This window comes from Blastopirellula sp. SH421 (assembly GCF_057808535.1).
In genome coordinates, this window is sequence record NZ_CM173712.1 from 6,640,804 (window position 1) to 6,665,010 (window position 24,207).

General features: G+C 56.4%; 18 protein-coding genes. 5 read left to right on the forward strand and 13 right to left on the reverse strand.

From position 1 onward, the window contains the following. Nucleotides 1–16 precede the first annotated feature (16 nt). Entirely contained in the window at nt 17–1,474 is a 1,458-nt protein-coding gene (locus tag SH421x_RS26900) for a DUF1501 domain-containing protein (RefSeq protein ID WP_488853117.1), read from the forward strand. 5 nt (nt 1,475–1,479) lie between these two features. Here SH421x_RS26900 and SH421x_RS26905 read toward each other — a convergent pair whose 3' ends face one another. Continuing rightward, entirely contained in the window at nt 1,480–1,848 is a 369-nt protein-coding gene (locus SH421x_RS26905) for a hypothetical protein (RefSeq protein ID WP_488853118.1), read from the reverse strand. Nucleotides 1,849–2,229: 381 nt separating this feature from the next. On the opposite strand from SH421x_RS26905, the gene SH421x_RS26910 reads away from it, so the two are divergent. Together SH421x_RS26910 and SH421x_RS26915 are read left to right on the forward strand one after the other, a co-directional pair. Beyond that, on the forward strand, nt 2,230–3,138 hold the full coding sequence (locus SH421x_RS26910) for an HDOD domain-containing protein (protein WP_488853119.1): 909 nt from the start codon (nt 2,230–2,232) through the stop codon (nt 3,136–3,138). A gap of 329 nt (nt 3,139–3,467) precedes the next feature. Next, nucleotides 3,468–4,091, forward strand: coding sequence for a TPR end-of-group domain-containing protein (locus tag SH421x_RS26915; RefSeq protein ID WP_488853120.1), 624 nt, complete (start codon nt 3,468–3,470; stop codon nt 4,089–4,091). Between the two features lies 1 nt (nt 4,092). Here the strand turns inward: SH421x_RS26915 and SH421x_RS26920 are convergent, their stop codons facing one another. From SH421x_RS26920 to SH421x_RS26960, 9 genes are all read right to left on the reverse strand, one after another. Continuing rightward, nucleotides 4,093–4,584: a dihydrofolate reductase gene (locus SH421x_RS26920; RefSeq protein WP_488853121.1), complete on the reverse strand. Its 492-nt coding sequence runs from the start codon at nt 4,582–4,584 to the stop codon at nt 4,093–4,095. Next, the gene (locus SH421x_RS26925) at nt 4,581–5,375 is read right to left on the reverse strand and encodes a thymidylate synthase (protein WP_488853122.1); all 795 of its coding nucleotides are present in this window, start codon (nt 5,373–5,375) and stop codon (nt 4,581–4,583) included. The genes SH421x_RS26920 and SH421x_RS26925 overlap by 4 nt, the downstream gene beginning before the upstream one ends. 72 nt (nt 5,376–5,447) lie before the next feature. Further along, on the reverse strand, nt 5,448–5,741 hold the full coding sequence (locus SH421x_RS26930) for a PAAR domain-containing protein (protein ID WP_488853123.1): 294 nt from the start codon (nt 5,739–5,741) through the stop codon (nt 5,448–5,450). A 4-nt stretch (nt 5,742–5,745) separates the two neighbouring features. After that, nucleotides 5,746–6,255: a hypothetical protein gene (locus SH421x_RS26935; protein WP_488853124.1), complete on the reverse strand. Its 510-nt coding sequence runs from the start codon at nt 6,253–6,255 to the stop codon at nt 5,746–5,748. 15 nt (nt 6,256–6,270) lie between these two features. After that, the gene (locus SH421x_RS26940; RefSeq protein ID WP_488853125.1) at nt 6,271–6,843 is read right to left on the reverse strand and encodes a DUF6931 family protein; all 573 of its coding nucleotides are present in this window, start codon (nt 6,841–6,843) and stop codon (nt 6,271–6,273) included. Beyond that, nucleotides 6,840–7,439, reverse strand: coding sequence for a DUF6931 family protein (locus SH421x_RS26945; protein WP_488853126.1), 600 nt, complete (start codon nt 7,437–7,439; stop codon nt 6,840–6,842). The genes SH421x_RS26940 and SH421x_RS26945 overlap by 4 nt, the downstream gene beginning before the upstream one ends. A 103-nt stretch (nt 7,440–7,542) precedes the next feature. Further along, complete coding sequence (locus SH421x_RS26950) at nt 7,543–8,115, reverse strand: hypothetical protein (protein WP_488853127.1); 573 nt, start codon at nt 8,113–8,115, stop codon at nt 7,543–7,545. A 38-nt stretch (nt 8,116–8,153) separates the two neighbouring features. Further along, on the reverse strand, nt 8,154–10,340 hold the full coding sequence (locus SH421x_RS26955) for a hypothetical protein (protein ID WP_488853128.1): 2,187 nt from the start codon (nt 10,338–10,340) through the stop codon (nt 8,154–8,156). Between the two features lie 33 nt (nt 10,341–10,373). Next, nucleotides 10,374–12,083: a type VI secretion system Vgr family protein gene (locus SH421x_RS26960; RefSeq protein ID WP_488853129.1), complete on the reverse strand. Its 1,710-nt coding sequence runs from the start codon at nt 12,081–12,083 to the stop codon at nt 10,374–10,376. Nucleotides 12,084–12,399: 316 nt separating this feature from the next. Here SH421x_RS26960 and SH421x_RS26965 point away from each other — a divergent pair, with 316 nt between their 5' ends. Beyond that, a complete protein-coding gene (locus SH421x_RS26965) occupies nt 12,400–17,280 on the forward strand; it encodes a hypothetical protein (RefSeq protein ID WP_488853130.1) in 4,881 nt (1,626 codons plus the stop codon). Nucleotides 17,281–17,297: 17 nt separating this feature from the next. Then, nucleotides 17,298–21,689, forward strand: a complete 4,392-nt coding sequence (locus SH421x_RS26970) for a carboxypeptidase-like regulatory domain-containing protein (protein WP_488853131.1) — start codon at nt 17,298–17,300, stop codon at nt 21,687–21,689. A 733-nt stretch (nt 21,690–22,422) separates the two neighbouring features. Here the strand turns inward: SH421x_RS26970 and SH421x_RS26975 are convergent. The 3 genes from SH421x_RS26975 to SH421x_RS26985 form a co-directional block, all read right to left on the reverse strand. Beyond that, complete coding sequence (locus SH421x_RS26975) at nt 22,423–22,881, reverse strand: transposase (RefSeq protein ID WP_488853132.1); 459 nt, start codon at nt 22,879–22,881, stop codon at nt 22,423–22,425. Between the two features lie 359 nt (nt 22,882–23,240). Further along, nucleotides 23,241–23,654 carry a cyclic-phosphate processing receiver domain-containing protein gene (locus tag SH421x_RS26980; RefSeq protein WP_488853133.1) on the reverse strand — a complete coding sequence of 138 codons (414 nt, stop codon included), beginning with the start codon at nt 23,652–23,654 and terminating at the stop codon, nt 23,241–23,243. An 87-nt stretch (nt 23,655–23,741) separates the two neighbouring features. Then, the gene (locus SH421x_RS26985; RefSeq protein ID WP_488853134.1) at nt 23,742–24,203 is read right to left on the reverse strand and encodes a hypothetical protein; all 462 of its coding nucleotides are present in this window, start codon (nt 24,201–24,203) and stop codon (nt 23,742–23,744) included. Between the last annotated feature and the right edge of the window lie 4 nt (nt 24,204–24,207).

The following is a 24,207-nucleotide window of genomic DNA, read 5'->3' on the forward strand; positions in this document are numbered from 1 at the left end:
AACTGCGAAACTTGCGATGAATCAGCGACTCCAAAATTTGCAAGCGATTACGCGACGTCACTTTCTCGGCGCGCTGCAGATGGGCGTGGGAGGAATGGCGCTGGGTTCGCTGATGGCCGGTGAGTCGCAAGCCGACGCGGTCAAGGTCAACCCTTCGCAGCCGATGTTGCCGCGCAAGGCGCACTATGCCCCCAAGGCGAAGTCGGTGATCTATTTGCATTTGGCGGGGTCGCCTCCGCATCTTGATCTATATGACTACAAGCCAGAACTGGTGAAGCGAACTGGCGAAGACTGCCCGGCCGAATTTCTCGCCGGCAAAGAGTTCGCCTTCACCAAAGGGACGCCGACACTGCTGGGCACGCCGCACAAGTTTCGGCAGTGCGGCGAGTCAGGCGCCTGGCTGTCGGATGCGATGGTGCATCTCGAAGCGGTGGTCGACGACCTCTGCTTCATCAAGTCAATGAACACCGATCAGTTCAATCATGCGCCGGCCGAACTACTGCTCTATACCGGCTCGCCGCGGCTGGGCCGTCCTTCGATGGGCTCGTGGGTCACCTATGGGCTTGGTTCCGACAATCAAAATCTGCCAGGCTTCGTCGTGCTCAACTCAGGCGGCTCGAATCCCAGCTCTGGCAAAAGCGCTTGGGGAAGCGGCTTTTTGCCCTCGGTCTTTCAAGGAGTGCAGTGTCGTTCGCAGGGAGATCCCGTCTTGTACCTGTCAAACCCCAAAGGGATGCCGCGCGACGTGCGGCGAATGTCGCTCGATGCAATTCGTGATTTGAATCAAGCCCAGGCCAGCGTAATCGGCGATCCTGAAACCGAAACCCGCATCGCTCAGTATGAGTTGGCCTATCGAATGCAAGCTTCCGCGCCCGAGACGATGGACATCTCGCAAGAAACCGCCGAGACGCTAAGCCAGTATGGCGCACAGCCAGGAGACGGCAGCTTTGCAGCCAACTGCCTATTGGCGCGACGGTTGGTCGAACAGGGGGTGCGGTTTGTGCAACTGTTTGATTGGGGATGGGACTTCCACGGAACCAACGCCAGCGAATCGTTGGGGGATGGATTACGCACCAAAGCCAAACGAATGGATCAGCCGATCACGGCGTTAATCCAGGATCTAAAACAGCGCGGCATGCTGGACGATACGCTGGTGATTTGCGGCGGCGAATTTGGCCGCACTCCATTCCGTGAAGGTCGCACCGCGGGCGGCGCCAATCTGGGCCGCGATCACTATCCCGATTGCTTTACGCTGATGATGGCCGGCGGCGGCATCAAGCCGGGCATCACCTACGGAGCAACCGATGAACTTGGTTTCCGCATTACCGAGAGCAAGGTCCATGTCCATGACCTGCAAGCAACCATCCTGCATCTGATGGGGATGGATCACTTGCGTTTAACCTATCCCTTTGCCGGTCGCAACTTCCGCCTGACTGACGTCCACGGCGAAGTGGTGCCGGGCATTTTGGCGTAACGAGATTACGCAGGGGTCGACGTGACAACGTGAGATTTGGCCAGAGCGTCGGTTTCGGCAGCGTTCGCTTGCGCTATTTCAGCAGCGGGTAGATCTTCTTGCGGCTCAAAAGCCAGCAGCGCCGCCAGTGCGATCGCAACCACCAGCGGCAGCAGCGTCAGAGGATGAATCGGCGGCTGATTTACGATCGAGGATGCTTCGGTTTCTAACTGCTCAATCGGCTCCCAACCGTCGACGGTATGCCGCCAATCGATCGGCTTGGTCTGCTGCGGCACCGTCTCGGCATTGGAATAGTGGGCGTTCGGAAGAACAGCGCAGGTCGCCAACCAGAAAAGTACAGGAAGCGTTGCAATAAATAAAAGGGAGCGTATCACAGCAGTTTTCCGCAAGAGGACGACTGGGTGCAAACGGGATTACATGGAGATACCTAGATGGCAACCTCCGTGCCCAATTGCAGGGCGTTGACGCTAACCTCTGTTGGCACAACGCCTTAGCAAAATTTTTTGCATCCTTGCCGCGTAGTGCGGTCGCTTTTTGGCAACATCTTTGTTTCCTGAAAGCGACGCCGCAGGTTCTGATTATAACGCGCCGAGATCGTTTTTGCTTGCTGACTGACTGTAGGAAACTATCGCAATTGAAGCGGTGGTTGTTTGCGTCACTGCGCCATATGACCTACGTTTCGGGGTGGAACTCTCATTCGCTTCGTTCCGGCGGCTAGGGTTCGGATTATTAGCACCGGGGTAGAGTTAAAAAACATGACAGACTCATCAAAACAGCTCAAAGAATTGTTGGCCGGTGCTCAGCTACCGGCGTTGCCGCAAAGCGCCATTCGCTTGCTCGAACTCTCGCAAGATCCAGAAAACGGACCTGCCGAGTTCGCGGTACCGATCGAATCGGATCCGGGTCTGACGGGTCAGGTATTACGATTCGTTAATTCGTCGTATTTCGGGTTTTCCCGTGAGATCTCCAGCGTGAAGTTGGCGATTACTCTGGTTGGCATTCGCACGATCAAAAACTTTGCGCTCTGGAGCGCCGTCTTCAGTCTGATGCCCAACCCGAAGAGTGGGCCGTTTGATTTGAAGAATCTCTGGCAAGATTCGCTCAGACGCGGGTTGTTCGCTCGTGCGATGGGCAAAGTGCTGGGCCTGAAAGACTCGGAAGACCTGTTTGCCGCCGCCTTGCTGCAAGACATGGCCGTCCCGCTATTGGCCAAAGAGTTGCCTGAAAAATACGCAGATCTGCTGGCCAATCGCGCCAACGGCGATCAACGACTCTCCCAATTGGAACGCGAAAAATTTGGGTGGGACCATGCGAAAGCAGGCGGCGTGATCGCTCGCGGCTGGAGTCTGCCTGAAGAATTCGCGGTGCTGATCGAATCGCACGCCGATATCGAAAATCTGGTCCACCAGCCCAATGAGCCCGGCAAAGTGTCCGTCGCATTGTCCGCATTGTTGCCAGCGTCCAACGACGCAGCTTGGCCAGAACGGGACACTTTTGTCGGATATTATGAACAATTGCGCGGAGACGGTCCGAGCATCGAGGTTCTGCTAGCTCAAATCGACGTCGAATTTGAAGAATTCGCGCCGGTTCTGAAACTGTCGACCCCCACGCAAACGCTGATCGATTCGCTTCAATCAGAGCAGAGCGCGTCGTCCCAAGCCTAAGCTCGCCAACGGCTAAATGCCGAGCCCTACCGTGTGTACAAAGCGCCGCGGACGAAATTCGTCCGCGGCTTTTTTTATTCACACTTTCTACCCAATTGCTAGCGCTTCGCAATACTTTCTGCCGGCTGCATGCGTCTTGAAACTCCCTCCAGAGACCTTAAGCCGCGTATTCGGACTGAAGTTCGCTCTTTCGAACAGTCCAGCGGCGGTAGGGTTTGGAATTGAATTTTCCCCTTGATAAAATTTTTTGGGAAACGGCGCTGGAACATCGTGCTCGCTCCGCGAACAATGGAGTTAGCAAATCCAAAACTAACCGGGGACGTCTCGTCATGAACAGCCTGCAAGAAACGCGTCGCCTCCGACGCATTCGCGAAGTAGAAGGCTATCTTGATTTGATCCTCTCAGCATCTTCACTGGCATCGTCCACCATCACAGCGACCTCACTCGGATCGAGGTCGCCCACTTCAACGGAGTTGTGGACTGCTTCTAACGCCGCCAAGCAGACGCTCGCTCGGCGTGCCATTTTGCTGCTGGACGAAATCGATCAATTCGACGGCTCTTCGAACGACACGCTTTATCTGCGCGGCCAGACCTACCGCACGCTCGAAGAACACGACAAAGCGATCGAATGTCTCCGCATTGTCTGTGATGACGACCCGACCGATATCCATGTTTGGTTGGCGCTTGGTTGGTCTTACAAGCGATCAGGGCGACTGGATCTTGCGATTGAGGCGCTAGAAGAAGCGATGTGCAATGATCCGGCGCAACCGATCATTCACTACAACTTGGCTTGTTATTGGGCCCTGGCCAAAAACCTACGACTCTCGATGGAGTATCTGTCGCAGGCCTGCGAGATTAACGCCAGCTTTCGTGAGCTGGTCGACCATGAGTCTGACTTTGACGCGATCCGCGACGATCCCGAATTTATTGGTTTGATGAACCTGATCGCCTAATTCAGTCGACTCGGCGCCAGACTTCAAACGTGGTCGGGTAGTCGTTCTTTTCATCCGCCAGAAAATTGGTCGCTTCCACGCGCCGCCAGATGTCTGGGGCGAGCGTCGGAAAAAAAGTGTCGCCGTCGTCAATCGTCGTTTGGACGCGCGTCATGTAGATCTGATCGGCCAAGTCAATCGCCTGAGCGTAAATCTCTCCGCCGCCAACGACAAAGATCTCACGCTCAACGGACGACGTCTGCAGCGCCGCGGCGACGCTAGTTGCGATCATGGCGCCTTCGACGGCGTAGCCGGTCTGGCGGGTCACAATCACGGTTTGCCGGCCCGGAAGCAAGCGACCGATCGACTCATAGGTTTTGCGCCCCATGACGATGGTGTGTCCCATCGTCAACTTTTTGAAACGCTGCAAGTCGGCTGACAATCGCCATGGCATGTCGCCGTCGCGACCAATGACATGGTTCTGCGACGCCGCGACAATCAAAGAAACGGTCATACCGCCACCGGCGCCGAGATATGCGGATGAGGATCGTAGTTGATCAACTCAAAATCCTCAAAGCGAAATTTTAACAGGTCGGTCACGTCGGGGTTGATCCGCATCGTGGGCAACGGCCGCGGCTCACGCGAGAGCTGCAGTTGAGTCTGCTGCATGTGGTTCGTATAGAGATGCGCATCCCCAAACGTGTGGACAAAGTCCCCCGGCTCGAGCCCGGTCACTTGGGCGACCATCATCGTCAACAACGCATACGATGCGATGTTGAAGGGTACCCCCAGAAAGACATCGGCGCTGCGCTGGTACAGCTGGCACGACAGTTTCCCCTCGGCCACGTAAAATTGAAACAGCAAATGGCACGGCGGCAACTTCATCCGCGGCACATCGGCCACGTTCCAGGCCGAAACAATCAGCCGACGAGAATCAGGATTCGTCCGGATCTGCTCGATCAGATTGGTGATCTGGTCAATGTGTCCACCGCCGGGGGTCGGCCAACTGCGCCACTGATAACCATAGACCGGGCCCAGTTCGCCGGCTTCGTCGGCCCACTCGTCCCAGATCGAGACCTTATTCTCACGCAGGTAGGCGACGTTCGTTTCCCCCTGCAAAAACCAGAGCAGCTCGTGGATGATCGAGCGCAGGTGCAGCTTTTTGGTAGTCACGGCCGGAAAGCCGTCGGCCAGACGAAAGCGCATTTGATGGCCGAAGATACTAAGCGTACCGGTCCCGGTACGGTCTTCCTTGCGGACCCCTTCGTCCAAAATACGCTGCATAAGATCTAGATATTGTCGCATGCAGGTCTTGATACCGGAGAAGCGACCGTTTCGCAAGTGGCGGACCGCTGCGGGTGGCCGCGCTAAAGACGACTATTCGCCGATTAGCACCACCGGCAATCCCAACGAAATCACGCCGCCGTGGTCGGTTTCGTCTCCCATCCGGGCCGCCGGCATTTCTTCCAGTAGCACCGTCGCCGATCCAAGTACGATCGTGGATGGAGGCCCGACGCAGACGCACATATTGGTAACTTGCGCCGCCGGCAGTTCACCCACTAACACTGTAACAGCGCCGGGACCAATAATCGGCCCACCAACATGCGGCACAATCACCGTCACCATCGGGCAAACTTGCAAAAACGTAATGCACGCGGCCGGTTGTCCCATGGGATTAGCTCTCGTCCGTTGGTTTGTAGCTATTCCACTGCCAATCATCCCAGATCGCCGCGTCACGCTGCGCCGAGACCGAGGCCGAAGGCAAATTGCCGAACTTGTTGAGCAATTCGTCTTTCAATTGATCACCCCAACCCGCCGGCATTTTGACCCCCTTCAACGAGAGCTTCGCCGGCGGCTTTTTCATCTTCGCTTTTGCTTCTTTCATCTTGGCGGCAGCTTGCTGGGCCGCTTGATGCATCTCTTGCTGTTTTTGCTTCAACGCCGGAACGCCTGCCCGCAAGGTGGCGACGCTGTTTTGCGTCTGTTGTTTGGTTTGCTCGATCGCTTGCAAGGCGGCTGGAACGGCTGTTTCCATTTCGCTGCGGGCTTTCTTCGCCATTTCCAGCGCTTGGCCGAACAGCTCGCGCTGTTTGGCGTTGACGAGCGTGCCGTTGATGGCGGTCGCTTTGGCCAAGAATGTATCCATTTGGCTCAGCACGCCGACGAAATTATCCGTGATTGCCATGTTAGCTGCCTAGGTTTAGGTTGCGGCGGGTTCAGCGATAAGCGAATGTTGTCCTCGGCTCACTTCCATCGCCAGACGCAGGAACTCGGGGCGTACGTCGACGCCGCGTTGACTGCGACAAGCGGTGGCCGCCGATTTGATTGCCGTGGAGATCAACGCCACCGGGACCTGAGGGTTGGGTTTAAGCTGCGGACCGCCAGACGGGGTGATGCTCTCGCCGGAATGAAACAGGGCTTGAGCCAGCATTTTCAATGGCGGACCAATTTCTGGAGTGCGCGAATAAGTGCGGATCTGCCAACGCAGCTCGTCTTGCGGTGCGCGGAGATAGGTCACAATTTTTTCTAGTAACGTCTCTTCATCAGGATGCGCGACAGGACGTAGCGATTCCCAGATGCACAGCATTCCCCACCAGATGCGATCGGGCGGCGCAAGGCAAGCCGCGGCGAATTGCAGCGCGTCATCATACAACTCACCTTCCATCAGCGCTTTGAAAAAACGGGGAGCCAGCGGTTCGCGTTGGATCAACTGTAGCGCCGGTTCCGACAAATCGCAAAGTGCGGCAGGAGCTTTCGCTTCTTGTTTGCTCATCGCGTTTCCTTTGCGGGTTGTACTTTCCGACTATTCCAAGGCGCTGCACCTTGCATCAAGCTTTGTCCCAGTAACAAGTATCGACGCATGCGCGGATAAAAGCCGCGAGCCTGGCGATAACTGGCCGCCATCGAAACCACCGCGGCGATGATCCTGCGCGGCATTTCCGGCGGAGCCACGGCCAACGGTCGATCCGGGCGAGTCGCTCGTCCGCCAGCCGAATAGGTTGCCTGATAGAGACAACCCCAAAGCGAGTTGCGTTTTACCTGCTTGTCCATGCGGCAGATCGCAAACAAACCTTCTTCGCTGGGACGAGCAATCCACTGCACCACCGGCGCAAGGTGAAACGCTTCTCCCAATACATCCTCACCCAGCGCGTCCTGAATCGTCAGCACGGACCACCACAACGATCGACGTAGCGGCAGCGCAGCGGCCAGAAACTTGCGCGCGTCGGCATCCAAATCGGTCGCAAGCAGACGATCTACCAAGAGCATCGGCGTCAAGGTGGGCGTCATCAAACAGCGCGCTTCATACGACAATCGCAACTTATAATGCTGGCAAATCTCAACGGCCGACGCATCGCTACGAAGCGACATGACAGGTGCAGGAGCCTGCACAGGTTCTGCGGCATGCTTTGCGTGCGAGCCGTGACAACACGCATGTTTTACGGATGGTCGGGATTTCATAACAAATCGTTCGCTAGTTGATGTTGACCAACGCGCCTTCCATGGTGATCATCCCTTCGCCGGTTACTTCGATCGTGGGCGCTTCGAGTGAAATCGCAGCCGGCGTGACCTCGAATGAGCCTTCCGCCGCTTCCAAAACGTGGCCTGCCGCCGTAATCGAACGCATCGAATCGTCGACCAACTCGGTGATTCCCTCAGGCGTTATCGAGAGCATGATGTCAGCCACTTTGAAAACGATCGACTCAGGCGTCATGATAATGCTGGCTCCTTCGCCAACCGGACCAACGCTGATCGTGATCTCTTCAGGCGTCATGGCGATTTGCGCGCCGACCATCGGCGTGCCGACGACTTGCTTGATGCTTCCCATTTCACCGGCAGATATGCAAATCGTATTCGACTCTTCACCGCCGGCGACGGCGATAATGCCGGTCCCGCTAACCATCTGGACGTTGGTCTCGCCGTTGATGGTAACGGTGCCCGCATCACCCGAAGCGACCAAATCCAGCCCGTAGCCGCGTGATTCCAGAAAAATACCGCCGTAAGCACAAACCGTGTGGGTGCCCCAAAGCGTTTCGTTTCGGTTCATTCGTCCTTGCTCAATTCTGAATTGCTGTCGATTGGGTGTTAATTACGTTCATCATCCGCGTCGTAACCCGAGTCATCGCCGCCCGAGTCTGAACCGCTGTCGGAGTCATCGTCGTCGCCGCCTTCATCATCCGCGTCGTTGCCCGAGTCATCATCGCCCGAGTCTGAACCGCTGTCGGAGTCGTCGTCGTCGCCGCCTTCATCATCCGCGTCATTGCCGGAGTCATCGTCACCCGAGTCTGACCCACTGTCGGAGTCGTCATCGCCCGAGTCTGAACCACTGTCGGAATCATCATCGCCGCCTTCATCATCCGCGTCATTGCCGGAGTCATCGTCGCCCGAGTCTGATCCGCTGTCGGAGTCGTCGTCACCAGAGTCTGACCCGCTATCGGAATCGTCGTCGCCGGAGTCTGACCCACTGTCGGAATCGTCGTCGCCGGAGTCTGACCCACTGTCGGAATCATCGTCACCCGAGTCTGATCCACTGTCGGAGTCGTCGTCGCCGGAGTCTGACCCGCTATCGGAGTCATCATCGCCGGAGTCTGAGCCACTGTCGGAATCATCGTCGCCGGAGTCTGAACCGCTGTCGGAATCATCATCGCCGGAGTCTGAACCACTGTCGGAGTCGTCATCGCCCGAGTCTGACCCACTGTCGGAGTCGTCATCGCCCGAGTCTGAACCACTGTCGGAATCATCATCGCCCGAGTCTGACCCACTGTCGGAATCATCATCGCCCGAGTCTGACCCACTGTCGGAGTCATCGTCGCCCGAGTCTGACCCACTGTCGGAGTCATCGTCGCCCGAGTCTGACCCGCTGTCGGAATCGTCATCGCCCGAGTCTGATCCACTGTCGGAGTCGTCGTCGCCGGAGTCTGACCCGCTGTCGGAATCGTCATCGCCCGAGTCTGAACCGCTGTCGGAGTCATCATCGCCGGAGTCTGAACCGCTGTCGGAGTCGTCGTCGCCCGAGTCTGATCCACTGTCGGAATCATCGTCACCCGAGTCTGACCCGCTGTCGGAATCATCATCGCCCGAGTCTGACCCGCTGTCGGAATCATCATCGCCCGAGTCTGAACCACTGTCGGAGTCGTCGTCGCCGGAGTCTGACCCGCTGTCGGAATCGTCATCGCCCGAGTCTGAACCGCTGTCGGAGTCGTCATCACCCGAGTCTGACCCACTGTCGGAATCATCATCGCCCGAGTCTGAACCGCTGTCGGAATCATCATCGCCGGAGTCTGACCCGCTATCGGAATCATCGTCGCCGGAGTCTGATTCTTCGTCTCCGAAGTCGCTGTCCGTATCATCATCCATTTCGCTGCTTGCTTCCGAATCGACGTCGCTGTCTTCTTCGTCTCCAGCGAATTCGTCGTCCTCGTCGTCGTCATCCCCCATTTCCGAGAGATTCATCGCGGCGCCGCCGGTTCGGTCCAGTACTCTCAGCAGAGACTCTGATCCGTCAGCCGTGATCAAGATTCCCCAACCCGTTGGAATTGTCGCCGGATCGACCAGCCTGGTCGTTACTGCGGCGGCATTGCGAGCCGCCGACTCGGCGGCATTGGCCAGCGCGTTATTCTTCTCCAGGGTCATGATGATGCCGTAGAGCGCCTGAGAGACAAGGGTACCGATCGTCACATACATGTGGGGTATGCGGTCTGAGTCTCCTTCCGAACTGCTGCTCTCGCTTTCGTCAGAGGACTCGCTGGCTCCTTCGTCCTCGGTTCCTTCATATTTCGGATATTTGAAATGAACGCCCAATTGATACAGCATATTGGTCGCGACTACGGCGACACTGAGAATCCGCAGCGCGTTCTCCACGACGGCGCCCGTTGGCTGAAACTCTTCATTGCCAGCCTCAATAGCGCGTTCTTCGACTTCCGACATCCAAATCGGCGGGCGAATAAAGAGTGGTCGCGCTGTCGTTTTGATTTCATTGGCGCGCACAAATTCGGAGCATGGGCCTTCATACGAGGCCTCCATCTTCTGCCCCATGTAAAGGTCGCTTTGACCAAAGACGCCATTGATCAGGGGCCCGAGGATGCTGGTGCCCAACTTGTTCAACAAAAAGGCGGGATCAACCACCGTCGTTTGACGACTTCCGAAGTAGGTATCGGCAATCTGACCATACGTCCCTGAATCGTCCGCACCGATCGTGCATTTGAACTCTCCTGGGCCAAAGCCGAGAAGGTCCTTCAGCGCGGTTTCTGTTGTGTCGACCCAATCGGACATAGCAGTACTTTCTCTCAGGAAGGGGGACGGCTATTACAGCAGCGCTCCGCTGAGTTTGTAATTCTTGGTCGGCGTATATTGATAGCGATAGCTCTCGGTGTTCTCCACCGCTTGCCGCTCGGAGTGAACCTGCGTGAATTCGTGTCCCGGCACGTCGTGAAACACGATTGCATTGAAGTTCTTCAATGGATCGCCTTGGAAGATGCACGACTTCACGCCTCCCAATTGCCGGTTCGACGGCAGGATCAGCGGCGGCATGTTGGTCGAGTTATAGACGCTGCCGACAATGATCGGGCGATCGGGATCTCCCTCTTCAAACGCAACAATCACTTCGTGTCCGATGCGGGGCCAAAAGAAGGCGCCCCAGCGTGGTCCGGCCCAGACTTGTCCGACGCGAATCCAGCATGAGGCTGATTCGTTCTCTAGGTCGCTCCGATCCCACGGAAACTTGACCTTCACGCGGCCATACTTGTCGACAAAGATTTCTTCATTCTCTGGCCCAACCACGCGTGCCGACTGCATGCCGTAGATCTTTGGCTTTGGCACGGTTAATTGCGGACGATACTGCACCGCTTTCGGTTGGCAGACAAAGCTGTTCTCGTAGTGCAGATCGGTCCCCAGCGACGCATCGTGAGAGCGATAGTCAATGTCAACCTTGGCGTCATGCTCAATTTCTAGCAATTGATAGTCGTCATCGCCGTTGGTGTGCCGCAGCAACGAAAACAAATAACCCGGCGTCAGTCGTGGGATATCGCTCTTGCCTTGACAGCGAACTGCGGTGGTCGCAATTCGCTGGACATCCAACTTCGCGCAATCGGCGCCGGCGTCTTGCGTTTTTCCGAGCTCATCACTTTGATCGCCGCCGCCGCCGTTCACATCGTCAAACCAACCGGCATAGCCGGAAGGATAGACGTAGACTTCGCGCTGCGCGTCAGGCAAATCACTAACCGCATGCAGATCATGCTTGGCCGTACCGCACTGAACCGTCTTCACGATCGTAGACGAAGCGTCCAAGTCTTGGCCCGTCATTTGAAAAGCGATGTCACGCAGCGTTACCTTTTTCGAGGTAATCTGCTGCTCGCGGCGCCACCAATAGATGCGATTCTCGGGACGGACGCCGCCGATGATCATCTCGTAAATCAATGCGCTGACGCCATCAATCGCGACCTGACTAACCGTCTGATCGCACATGTAGAGTTTGTGTTTTTCTTTTTCGTGCTTGAAGTGGAAGTAAATTCCAGCTTCTTCCATCAGCCGCAGCACGAAGTCGAGATCCGATTCTTCGTATTGCACCAGGTAGTCACGGTAGGGATAGGTCGATTTCAAATTGAAGTCGACGTCGTATCCAGCAAAGACTTCTTGGAGGACTTGAGGAACGGACATCCGCTGGAAAATCCGACAGTTGCGCGTCAGTCCCATTAGCCAATGCTTGGGAGCCAGCGTCGCTTCGTACAGCGCAAATTGGTCATCGCGGCTCACTTCGGCAAACGTCGTCAAGATCCCGTTAAAGTAGCGAGGGCCTAGTCCAAAGGGATCTTGAACCGAGACGGTCGCTCCCTTGCCCAAGATCTTGGAAAAGTCAATTTCGTCGTCCGGATCACCCAACAGCGTCAGTTGAAACTCAAACAGCGCACTGACAGACTCTCGGCCCCGAAACGCAGAAATCGCCAGCGCTTGCGGGCCCAGCGGGGTCTCAATTCGAAGTGGACGATTCGATGTGTCAAACAAATCTGTCAGATCCACAAGCTCATTCCCCAACAAAAACCAATTGCTAGCACGTCTTCTGCTTCGGCATTTGTAGCCCTGCCTGTTTGCTGCTCATCGAGAATGTGACGCGAAAACCTGAACGCCTGCGTAGACCAGCGCGAATGCGACAGTCGCAATCACTGCAGCAGCGATAGCGACTGCAACGCCTTTGCGGGCATTCCGACCTGTAGCAAATAGCTGTGATTTAAACTTCTACGAGAAGAATGCGGGAAGTCGTTTGCCCCTGCCGGACGTTGATGTAGAGTTGCATGGTTTATTTCTGCAACATCCATTGAGGCGAAACGGCAACGTCATGACTCGAAGCCGCAATACCCAAGCTAGTTCCAACTCTCCCATGCATGGGGAGCAGTCAGACCAGCCGCGCTGGCACGCTTTTGAAGCGCCGCGTCGCAACCAATGGAAGCGCCTGCAATTGCCATTTGCGATTGCGCTGTTGAGCGGTTTCGTCTTGGTCATATTATGGGCCAGCAGTTGGCTGCGTCCTCCGCGACCGACTCGCTTCCTTCTGGCAGGCGCCGGCTATGAGACCAATCTTTCGGTGCCGCACAATGCGCTAGGCTGGAACGTGCTGGTCGATTTGCAAGTGGTCTCAAACGACGCCCAAACGCAGCGCTATTGGGGAAAACGACTTTTGCGTAGCGGCGATGGACCGCAGCGCATGCAGATTGGCTGGCGGCCGAACCTACAAGATGTAGACGAAAGCAACGTCGTGCTGATGCTGACCGGTCATGGTTTTGTGGGCGAGCAAGGAGCCGCGATCTTGCCCGAAAATGTTGATCTGTCCAAACGTCCGGCCACGATCAATATTGTCGACGTGATCGCTGATCTCGAGAAATTGCCCACACAAACCAACAAGCTGTTGATCATTGACAGTTGCCGCACGGTCGTCGCTCCACGGTTGGGATTGTTAACGAATAGCTTCTCTGAGTCGCTGCACAACATGAACGACGCGATTCGCAAGATCCCGAATCTAACGGTCGTGGTCGCCGCCGACGTGGATCAGAAAGCTTGGAACTACTATCAACAGCGACGTACCGCTTTGGGGCACTTTGTTATCGAAGGTCTACGTGGCGCGATTGTTGATGATGACGACGATGGCCGCATCGATGCCGGCGAACTGTTTCGCTATGTCGACGACGAGCTGATGCAGTTTGCCGCCGCCAATCACAACCGCCGCCAAAACGTGCTGATGTTGCCTGTCGGAGCCGAAGGAACACAACGTGCCGACAAATTTGACCTCGGAGTACTCCGCCCCGGTTATGAACCCTCAAAAAGTCCCACGCCGATCGCCGCCAGCCAATGGGACTGGATGAACGATTTGTGGCAGCAACAACAATCGTTGGCGAGCTCGCAACCGTCCGTGTTACGATTTTCGCCGCACGCTTGGCGTCGATATCAAGAGACGTTGTTACGGATGGAGTCATTGTTGGTTGCCGGCGATATCGCCAACGCTTCGCGTTTGCGGAGTTCGGCGTCAGAACTGGCCACGATGTTTGAAAACCGGCGCCAATTACCGCTGCAGTCGCAAGACCTGTCTCTCTCTTGGCGAACCGCAGCAGGCTGGTTCCAACCGACTCCGGCCACCGTCACTACCGCGGCGACGTTGTTGGCTTCTACGGCGCTGCAAGACGTGCGGGCGACGTACGATCAAGCAGCCCAGCAGCAGATCGCAGCCGGCGTCTCAGAGTCAGCCTTCGCCGACGCTTTGCGTCGCGAACTATTGCTTCGCGCCGCGGAAGATCCGATTCACGAATTGATGAAAAACTGGCAAGTGATTCGCTCGATCGGCCAATCCAGCGAGACCGGCCCGACCGAATTAGTCTTCGTTCAGCTTCTTTGCCAACAAATTGACCTGAAGTCGCTTTCGCCGGCGGATGGCGAGGTTATTGGGCTTGCGATTAAAACAATTCTGCTGGCTGAACAGGCCGCTTCGGCGGCGGCGCCTTGGTCCGCAGCGTTCGCTTCGCGTGTCGATGCGGCCGACTTGCAGCGGCGACTTGGACAAGATTATCTGTTCATTGATGTGACGACGCGTCAAAAAGCGACCACGCAACTCAATGCCGCAGCTCAGGCCTATGCATCGATCATGAACGACGTCGCCGTCCTCAGCCGCGCGACTGTCGCGCGTGATAACGCTTTGGCGGAACTGCCGTACTACAACAATTGGACGATTGCGACTCCGCCAGAGTCCGGCGGCGAAGGGCTACAGATTCAAGTTACCCAACTCTGGCAGTCGGCCCATGCACTTGATGATCAGTTGAATAGTGCGGCGGCGGCGACTTCGGCGACGCCTGAGATGCTTTCAAAGCTCACCATACTCACCACTCAGGTCGAGCAAGAACTCGCCAAATTGACGAAGCAAAACGAACAAGAGCAATCATCCGCATTTGTCGCTGATCCAAGCGAATCGCTGCGTCGTCTGAGCCGCGCGATGTTGATCCCGGCTCGAGACGCCGAATCGCGCCGTAAATTGTTAATCGCTTGTATCGACGCCACCGGCGCCGAGATTGCTCGTGGTCAACAGCCGGCCCCTTCGATCCAGCAGCAAGAGACGTTCGCCAAGATCGACGCGGCGCGCGCTGGCAATATGGTGCTAGCGCAATTTGGAGAGACTTGGTACAACCAGCTCAGCGGTTCGCGCGATAACGCCTACATGTTGACCAGTCATCGGCTGGGGGTCTTTGGCGTCGAAAAAACATGGCGTGAGACGATTAGCACGATTGGCGAAGATGACGCGCAAAAGTGGCGCGAGCTGATCCAGCTGAATACCAGCATCGATCGCGATGACATGGACTTGGCGATGATCGATCGCGTCGCGTCGCAGTCTCGCATTATTCCCTGTGACGTGCTCGCCGTCGACGACGACGCGTTGGAGGCTCGCCAAGCGACGTTGTCTGCGGCGGCGCTGCTGTTTGCGGGCCGCGCCTGGAATGAACACTGGGATGACCAAGGAGAAACCCCCTATTATATTCGCGCCGCCCGACTGTTGACGGCCGACGCGGTTCACTTCTCGCTACATCCCAAGAAGACCGCGGCCGACGCCGCACCCTGGCAGAAACCAGGCGACTTCGCGTTGACTTCGATACCACTCCGCAACTGGACGACCGAAGCGACCGAATCGTATCACTTTGATTTGAACATCGTCGGTGAGAATCCTCCAAACGGCATTCCTCGGTTTACGTTTTCGTCCAATGGGCTGTTGCATTTGGCCGTGGATGATGACGCTCAGCGAGGGATTGAGTGGACCGGCGGCAAGATGCCGGGGATCGATATCCTGGTCGAAGCCGATCTGAACGACAAACAGATACAGAGCGATTCGGCCGATTTTGAAGCCCAAGTTGATGGCGCCGTTTTCTTTCGCGGTCATTTATCGAAGGCCGATACCAAAGTAGTCATTCACCACCGACCATCGAACCATCTGGTCAGCAACCCGGCTCCAGATGCTGCGAATCTCGCGATTGTCGCTTCGCCTGAACTGCACCAACGCTTCGGCTCTGGCGACGCGGCGATTTCGATCGTTCTGGATGCTTCCGGCAGCATGGGCGCCGCCGCAGGGCAACCGTTCGGTCCTCAGACCAAATACGCCGAGGCGGTTCGCGCACTCGATCGCCTGCTGGAGACAATTCCGGACGGCACGCAAGTCAGCGTTTGGACATTCGGCCAGGCGATGGGCTCGCAAAAGACCGTGGTCGAAGCCGAACGCACGATTCAACCTCTGGTGCCGCCGATCATCTGGAATTCCAAAGACAAATCGCAGTACCAAAAGCTGACCAATGCAATCACTTATCCGCAGGTCGAACCATGGAACGAATCGCCGATCTTGCGTGCGATGATCTCCGCCAAGGGAGATTTGACCGGCGTCAACGGCCCCAAAACGATGCTGGTCATCACCGACGGCGCCGACAACCGCTTTGCGAACGACGCCACGGTCAATCCTCGCGGCCTTAGCGTCGCCGAGGCGCTGTTTGACATCTTTGACGGCAGCGGCATCTCGATCCAAGTGGTCGGATTTAAAGTCGTCAGCGCCGAAGCTGCGATGGCTCAGAAACAATTTGAATTGGTCGAACAACTGTATCCTCCTGGCGGCTTCTATATGATCGATCGCGTCGAAGCGCTCGAAGCCCATCTAGCGAACGTGCTGAGTCGGCGTTTGACCTTTGTGACTGCTCAGCCGCGGCAACGCACGCCGGGCCCAGAACATCCGATTGGCGACATTGGCGGCGGACAAATTTGGTTGACGCCGATGCTTAAACCGGGAAGACTTGCGATTGAAACGCCTGTCGATCCGGCGCTATCGCCGACGATCTTCTTGCAGCGTGGTGATCTGATGTTGCTGCAACTCACTTCGCAAGGAGATCAACTATCGCTAGAAACAGCCGACTATCTGGCTCAACGCTTCTCGGATCGGCCGACGGTGAATACCGAAGGCTGGAAGACAGCGCTGCTGCAAAATCGGCTCAACGGCGATCAGCTTCAGCTGATGCTGGGCCTGCAACAGCAAGGCCTGCAATTGGGTGAAATGTCGGTGATCAAACCGGCTCGCGTCTGGTTTAACGTGGGCCGTCCCGATGGCAAATTCGCCGCGTCGAGCGTGCTTCGTCAGGATGGATTTCCGATGGCGACTTACAGCGTCACTGCGGCCGATTGGCCGGTCGGCGGCAATGCGGCGGCCCCGACGGTTAGCGTCTGGTGGAGTGCGGAAGATGACAATTTGGGAGTCATCCTGCGGCACACCAACGACTACGCCACTTTGGAAGCGATTCGCGGACAGCAGATTGAAACCGACGCCGGCCAGGTTCAAATCCTGGGCGCCAACGTCGAACTCGCGCAATGTATCGGCGCCGACGGCAAACCGGCGCTGACGCGCCGCTTGGTGATTCGAACGCAAGCCGCACCCGGCGAAATCGTCTGGTGCGAACCGATCGGCTACAAGCCGGCAGGCGTCGAGATCAAGGCATTTAGCGATATCGGAGCCGCGACTTCGTATTTCTGGCCCCTGCCCGAGGGAAATGTCAACGAGATCGTCTCTGGCCTCCGCATCGTGGCGCTGAAAGATTTTCAGCGGCATGCCGAGCTGCGAGGTCAGTACGTTCAATTCAACGAATTGGCGGCTCCCGCGACGCGCGACTTCGCTCCTCGTCCGGCGCTGCGACTTACCGACGACGGCAACTAGCCAAGGCAAAATGACGCATGAATTCAACGCCTGAGTCTCCTTTGTGGCGACAATTTGAACTTCGTTCGCGCTCCGAAGCGACGACATCCGGCACGCGGTTTTCGTACCGTACGATGCTCGCGTTGGTGTTTGCGCTGACGCTGATCGGCGCCTTCGCAGGGACGCTCGCGTGGTTTCGAGCGCAGCCTCGGATTCAATTTGTCAGCTGCGTCGTCACTCGATTTGGGCAGCTCGATGTGCAGGATCGACCAGCGCATGACGCCGATCTGCAAGCGATGATCGCCGCCGGTTACTTCAAAGATACGGGAAAAGCGTCGCGCGGCGTCTTGCATCGTGGCGAACTCATCGAGCGTTTCCTCAATCTGCGTAAATCGCCGCAAGACGAAACAGTCTTCGTTTACCTTTCTAGCTATGCTGCGCTTCAGGAGGATGGAGACGTCGACCTGGTCCCTTCGGACTGGAATCTCTCGGAAGGGGGCGCATCGCTCGCCCAGTTGATGGCCGCGCTGCGTGATTGCCCTGCCGAGCGTAAACTGCTGCTGCTTGATATCGCTCCGTTCTCTTTGGATGACAATCAAGCGACCGCCGTCCAAGTGGCGGCCGCAAATATTATCGATCAACTCGACGATCCGCATTTGGCCGTGCTGTTTAGCTGCGGAGAAGGCGAGATGCCGCAATTGAACGAATCGTTGGGTAGATCGCTTTTTGGCTATTTTGTCGAAACCGGTCTGCAAGGAGCTGCCGACGGCTGGGGAAGCTATCCCGATGGGCGCATCATCGCCAGCGAACTGGCCGAATACGTCCGAGCTCACACCATCGAAGTTAGTCTTGCGACCAGCGGAATACTGCAAACTCCTTATCTGCTTGGAAAGACCGATCGTGATTGGGAGTTGTCAAGCGTTAACCCTCACGCCAAAACAAGCTTTGTCGATGTCGAACGGAAGTATCCAGAATGGCTCACCACCGCCTGGACGACGCGTAACGCATTACTGCAAGCAGGCAAGGATCGCTTCGTTCCAGGCGCTTTCGATCAGCTTGATCGCGTCTTGCTGCAATCCGAACGAGAATGGCGACTGGGCGATGATTCAGAAGGCGCACAGCGCGACTTCCAACTTGCCTATCATTTTTTGACCAAGCGACTTGCTGAATTCACCGCCGTTCGGGACGCGTTTCCCAATGTTTCTCTGTCGGACTATCGTGCCGAGGGACTGTCGGCGCCGGCTGAAGTTTCGACCGAGGTCGCCAACTATTTTGCGATGCTGGATGAACTAGAGGCGCTTCCCGCCGCCGAACATCTAGCCGGGCTAAAAAAACTACAAGTCGCAGTCCAGGCCAAGGTAAAAACGGCGACCCGAATTGAAGTCGCACTAGCGATCGATGATCAATTGAGGCAACTCGAGAAATTTGACCCAGGCAAATTTTCGGCCGCTTCGGATTTGTTACAGCTCTGGGAACCTCATCCGCGACAGATCGAAGAAGCGTACTGGGTGTGGCTGTCTCAACTAAAACCAGACGATCCGACCGCGCTGCAATTTTACGATTGCATCACACAGCAGCAGCAAGTCTCGGCTCGGCTTGAGCCGCTGCCCTGGGTTTTGGCTCAACTCTCAAATTGCGATCAAGCGTTGCATGCGGCCAAAGCTGGGCTGGTATATCCCGGCTATTTGCCTGCAAGTTGGAATGCTCAACAACTCGATTCGGCGCAACCGCAACTGGATCGTGTCGATCAATTGTCAGCGCGAATCGCAAAAGCGTATGACGTCACTCGTCATGGCTATCGCCTAAGTTGGTTGATGGCGGAAGAAGCAGTGACCGATCCTGATTCGTCCGTCAAACTACGGGCGGCGCTGGGCCAAACCAAGTTGCTGATGACGCAATATTCGTTGGAGAGTCCCAATTTTTCGCTGTCAGAGGGACAACACAAACTCGCGGTCATCAATCAAGGAATCGAAATCTCGGTGCAACTTGGCAAAACTCTGGATGAGTTTTCGCAAGTTCCTCCCGATACGCAAATCACGCAATGGATCGCCGAACTCACCGGTTCGCAACCTGCGATCACGACTTATCTTCAAGCGGATCGCTTGCTGCGCATGCCGTGGGTCGCGATTACGCAACGCGCCGAGTTATGCGCCGCGCTGCACAAAGCCTCCTTCACGCTCACATCGTCCGTACTAGCCGGAACTCAGCTATCGTATCGCGATGTCGACCTAAAAGCGCACTCCAATGTCGACACGCGCCTGGCCAGCTATCTGCATGGTTTTTACTATCCTCAGACGCCTATTGACGAAATGTCGCCTCGCAGTGATCAAGCGGATCTAGGCAATCAGGCGACCTCAATTACGCGTTGGAAAAAGCTATTTCAAATGCAGGCCGATTATCGGCTGCAACAAATGAAGTTGATGCGCGTCAAATCAGGCGACGCCATCTTAGACAGCGTAGAACGACGCTTGGCGTTGGTCGCTACCTGTCCTGCGTTTCAGCTCACCAGCAACATTGGGCAAGTTGCTTCCGGCAACGGAAGGACGACGATCGAAGTCGACTATCGCGTGATGACCGCCCAGGCAGTCGATAAAACGCCGCAAGTCAATGTCATCTCTCCATCACAGGTACTCGCAGCATCCATCACCGCTCAAATCCCAGATCGTTCGGCAACCGTCGTTGTCAATGCGACGCCCGAAGCGACCCCTTCGCAACTGGCCGCCGTGCAAGGCGTGATGATGACCTTCACCACGCCGTGGGGAACCATCTATCGGGCAATCCCGCTGCCGCCGATGTTTGACCACCAACTGGAACTGTTAGTCGCTTCCACCCCAGGCGGCCCTCAGACGGCGCTGACCGAAATTGACCTTCGTCCGATCGCCGGACGCCAAAGTCAGTACTGGTTTCTCCGCAACGTTACCGACAAATCACTGAGCATCAATCTGCAAATCGGCGCCGGTGAAACTTATCAACAAAAGCTCGACATTCCCCCGCACGGCGTTTCGCCGGTCATCATCGCCGGCAAACCGATCGCCGCACCTGCGCCGCTGCCAACGGCGGCCAACTGTATCCTTATCGATGCGACCGACGCGGCAAGCGGAAAATCGCTGTTGCATCAGGAACTGCCGGTTCGCGTGCTGACTCCTCGTAGTTACGTGCAAGTGACCGACGTCCGCTGCGAATATCGACAAGGCGGAGCACGCATCACCGCCACGTTGGCGGCGACCAATTTTCCCAGCGGACCTCCTTCCAATGCCGCGCTTCAGATCACCCAGCAAGACTTTCCAAGTTTGGTCAATATCGTCGGAGGCGTACTCAGCAGTCCATTGGCTAGCGGCGACGAGCAAGTCCAACTTTCGGCTGACTTGATGCTTTCGCCCACGGCAAGTCAAGCTGGCCAATGGCGCATCTCGGTCGACGGTTTTTCTCAGGCATTTCGCTTTGAGGGGATCGTGCCGACCAGTTCAGGCCTTTCCAGTCCCACCGCCAACACCGAGCCGGTGATTTATCTCCAGACGCCTGAGATGTTGCGAACCGGCGATCCGCTGACCGCCGGCCTGATTGCCGCGAGCGCACCAGAAGGAGCGTCGTTGATTGTGCAGCTGGGGATCCCAAACAGTGACGGCTTTATCGCCGAACGAACCGTCACCTGTCCGACCGCCCAGCAATCGACTGTCGGTTTCTCTCCCATCGATCCTCAAGGCGCGTTGCAGTGGACCGCTCAGCTGAATGATTGGAGCGTGCAGCTGGATACCGTCGGCATCGTCGGACGGCGCCGCGTGCAATTGCAAATGCTTGACGTCGATGGCAATATCATTGATCAAGCCTGGCAGACGATCGTCATCGACGATTCGCCTCCTCGCAGTGTCCGTTTCACCAGTTCGCCCGCTTTGGCTCAAATCAAGCAGCCGATCACATTGGCCGCCACCGCGTTTGACGGTGAGACCGGAGTCGCTCAAATGCAAATGTTCCTCGGCGAACCATTCGACAACGCCGTTCCCAAAGACGCGAAGCTGGTTCCGATGATTTTGGGAGACAATGGTAACTTCTCCGCTCAAATGACTTTAAACAAACTAGGACGTAACTTTGTGACGGTTGTGGCTACCAACGGCGTCGGCATTCAGGCCTTCCACACGACCGCCGTGCACGTGGTCGAACAACTGCCGCCGCCGATGGCCATCATCCGCGGCACGGTGCTGGAAGCAGGCCGGCCGCAGCCCAATTTGACCGTGACCCTTGCCGGCGCCGACGGCAAACCGATCACGACCAGCGTTACCAGTCCCAGCGGCGAGTATGTCTTTGGGCAATTGAAACCGGGCGCCTATCAATTGAGCGTCGCCAAACCCGCCGCGGCCCGCAACGCCAAAGCAACCGCTGTGGGCAAACCGGATCAAACGTCAATCGTCGATCTCAATCTAACGCTCCAATAAATCGCCGCAGCTTGAAATCCCAAAGCGCGAGTGACGAGAATGCGCTTGCAAGCAAATGACGAACGAAGCGCGAATACGGAATATCGTCGCTTGCAATTCGATCTGAGTTAGACATAAGTGATTCAACATTTGTCATTGGCCTGCTTAGACCGAACCGGACTCGTCATCGTTTTTTCTGCGCGCCAGGACTGTGGACTGGACCGCTGTCTGTTTTTTTTTGAGCGCCCGCCTGAACCACGTCGCGCCTAGTTAACCCGCGATTCAGATTTCAAACTTCGTGACTTGCTTCACCCTATGGACTGGACTCGTCATCGTTTTTTTTCTGCGCGACCGGACCGGACTGATCCCCGTTTTTTTCTGAGCAACCAAAGTGGACTGGGGACCGCCATGTTTTTTCCCACTGAACAGCCCAACCGTCCCAAATCCCAGCCCGCGCAGCAAACAAGCCCGCCAACCTCTCCCGAAGTTGCCGGCCCTCCACGACAAAGCATCGCCAAACTGAAACCAACAGGTCGCATGGCGCGCCAAAATGTATAAATACATAATAACAAAACTCCAAGACTTTGTCAAGATACAGTCGATTCCACCACTGCGCTGCAACCAACTCCGTGCCCTCTGTGTCTCCGCGGTGAGCTCCGAAATTAGAGGGCTCACTACGGAGGAACGAAGGGCGGTTTATGGCTCAACTTCACTCAGCTCGACAAACTGAAACGGGCTGGATGAAGAAAGGGTGTCAGGACACTTTGTTTTGATTCGGCGTTAGCTTCTTCGGTCTTCCGTGTGGGCGAAGGGTGGAATGCAAGTCGCCCCAAGGGGAGACTCGGCGGATCGCAGGGCGGACGGCATCGATTTCTTGTTCGGACATGGCATGGTTGACCAGATCTTTCCAGCGGCCAGGTCGTGCGATCGGCCACGAAGCGAGGAGATTCGGCTTTCGCCTGGGCCCCGCCAACCAACTGGCGAGCGATCCCCACTTCCAGTCTTCGGCCGTGGGACGGACGACCAAGTGCCAATGATTGGGCATCCATTGGTACGCCAAGATTTGACACGAGTACCGCAAAAGGGCCTCGACCAAAATGCGCTCGAACGCGTCGAAATCGTCCGGCAGATCGAAGATAGCCGCCCGAGAGTTGCCGCGATTCAACGCATGATAGACGACGCTCGCTTCGTCCGCTCGTTTTGGTCTGCTCATGACAACAGCGCATCATGGGCACGAGTCTTGACACCTTTACCGCTTCCGAATTAACCGCCCACTTTGAAAGGGAGTTTTGAAAACCTCTCTTCAATGTCGTCAACCTGCTTGTGCATCGATAGATTCACAAGCTCTCTGCGAAAGTAGCGTATTCCCGAAGCGAATTGGTACTCCCGCTACTTTCGCGGAGCGAAAGGCGACCAAGGGGCGCCACAGAGAAAGAGGACGAGATCCTCTACTCCCGATGCACTTTGCGATAAGCTTTGGGTGAGGTTGCGAATTTTGCGAAACGCGCGGTAGATGGTTGCTTCAATTTGTCCGTCGGCGTAAGTCGGCGGGCATCTTCTTTCTCTCCCATGCTATTCCGCAAACAGCATTCTCGCGTGGGGAAACCAATACGCTTCGATCCAGTCCTCTCCAATCGGCGCAATTCGCTCCACAGTCCAGTTGGCGTTGAGCAGCGAATAAAGCATTCCCTCCGCTGCGTTCACGTTGGTCGAGTGGATAAGCACGGGACAACACGGCGGTTGAGAAATGAGAAAGTCGGACGCATCGCGGCCATCGCCGGGATCTGGTTCAGCGGGTGAATCGGTGAAGAGATCATGATCGAGGCAAATCAGATCAGGAATCGCGGTTAGCCTTTGGAAGGCGGCAATGAAAGCCGGGGCGGTTCGTGAGACGTTCAAGACCGCGGCTGGGAAATGCTGTGCGAGTATCGCGCGAAAACGCTGAATGCGATCGAGATCATCTTCGAGCATCAGCAGAAGTTTCATCGCACCAATCCGAGGGGAAGTAGGCGTCGTGAACCCGATTCACCAATTCTGCCAGACTGCTTCTTTTTGGGACATCGTTTTGTCTAGTTACGCCGGTCCTGGTGGAGTTAGCTCCACCGCCATCGCCCAGTCGCGATTCTCCCGTGGACGTTTTTCTAGCACGCGTTGGATGGCCCGCTTGTGATCGCAGACGTAGGGCTTTCCGTTTTCATCGACCATGCCGATCCGAAAAATCGTCTTGGTGAAATGCGTATGATCGTTTGGTGCGATTTCTACATCGATCTCGAAGGGGGCGATCCCCAGGCAACCGATCCACGTGACGCCCAACAGATGAAATGCACCGTTGTCTGTTGAGGAAACCTCCAGATGGATCACCCCATCCGACCCCCAGCCGCCGAGCTGTTTTGGCCCGTAGGTCAAACAGCCACAGATGTACCATTCGAGCAGGACGCAGATTTCCTCCTCAACGGTCGGTCCGTTCGATTGCGGCAGAAGCCGATTTTCGGGCCAGTGAGGCAACAACTCAACAAGTTGTGTCTCTATCGTCACCGCA

Excerpts from the sequence above, each read along its gene's own strand:
- SH421x_RS26980 (WP_488853133.1), bottom strand. The coding sequence starts at position 23,654 with ATGAAACTTCTGCTGATGCTCGAAGATGATCTCGATCGCATTCAGCGT.
- SH421x_RS26935 (WP_488853124.1), bottom strand. The coding sequence starts at position 6,255 with ATGGCAATCACGGATAATTTCGTCGGCGTGCTGAGCCAAATGGATACA.
- SH421x_RS26975 (WP_488853132.1), bottom strand. The coding sequence starts at position 22,881 with ATGAGCAGACCAAAACGAGCGGACGAAGCGAGCGTCGTCTATCATGCG.
- SH421x_RS26900 (WP_488853117.1), top strand. The coding sequence starts at position 17 with ATGAATCAGCGACTCCAAAATTTGCAAGCGATTACGCGACGTCACTTT.
- SH421x_RS26930 (WP_488853123.1), bottom strand. The coding sequence starts at position 5,741 with ATGGGACAACCGGCCGCGTGCATTACGTTTTTGCAAGTTTGCCCGATG.
- SH421x_RS26940 (WP_488853125.1), bottom strand. The coding sequence starts at position 6,843 with ATGAGCAAACAAGAAGCGAAAGCTCCTGCCGCACTTTGCGATTTGTCG.
- SH421x_RS26965 (WP_488853130.1), top strand. The coding sequence starts at position 12,400 with ATGACTCGAAGCCGCAATACCCAAGCTAGTTCCAACTCTCCCATGCAT.
- SH421x_RS26915 (WP_488853120.1), top strand. The coding sequence starts at position 3,468 with ATGAACAGCCTGCAAGAAACGCGTCGCCTCCGACGCATTCGCGAAGTA.
- SH421x_RS26945 (WP_488853126.1), bottom strand. The coding sequence starts at position 7,439 with ATGTCGCTTCGTAGCGATGCGTCGGCCGTTGAGATTTGCCAGCATTAT.
- SH421x_RS26970 (WP_488853131.1), top strand. The coding sequence starts at position 17,298 with ATGAATTCAACGCCTGAGTCTCCTTTGTGGCGACAATTTGAACTTCGT.
- SH421x_RS26910 (WP_488853119.1), top strand. The coding sequence starts at position 2,230 with ATGACAGACTCATCAAAACAGCTCAAAGAATTGTTGGCCGGTGCTCAG.
- SH421x_RS26920 (WP_488853121.1), bottom strand. The coding sequence starts at position 4,584 with ATGACCGTTTCTTTGATTGTCGCGGCGTCGCAGAACCATGTCATTGGT.
- SH421x_RS26925 (WP_488853122.1), bottom strand. The coding sequence starts at position 5,375 with ATGCGACAATATCTAGATCTTATGCAGCGTATTTTGGACGAAGGGGTC.
- SH421x_RS26955 (WP_488853128.1), bottom strand. The coding sequence starts at position 10,340 with ATGTCCGATTGGGTCGACACAACAGAAACCGCGCTGAAGGACCTTCTC.
- SH421x_RS26950 (WP_488853127.1), bottom strand. The coding sequence starts at position 8,115 with ATGAACCGAAACGAAACGCTTTGGGGCACCCACACGGTTTGTGCTTAC.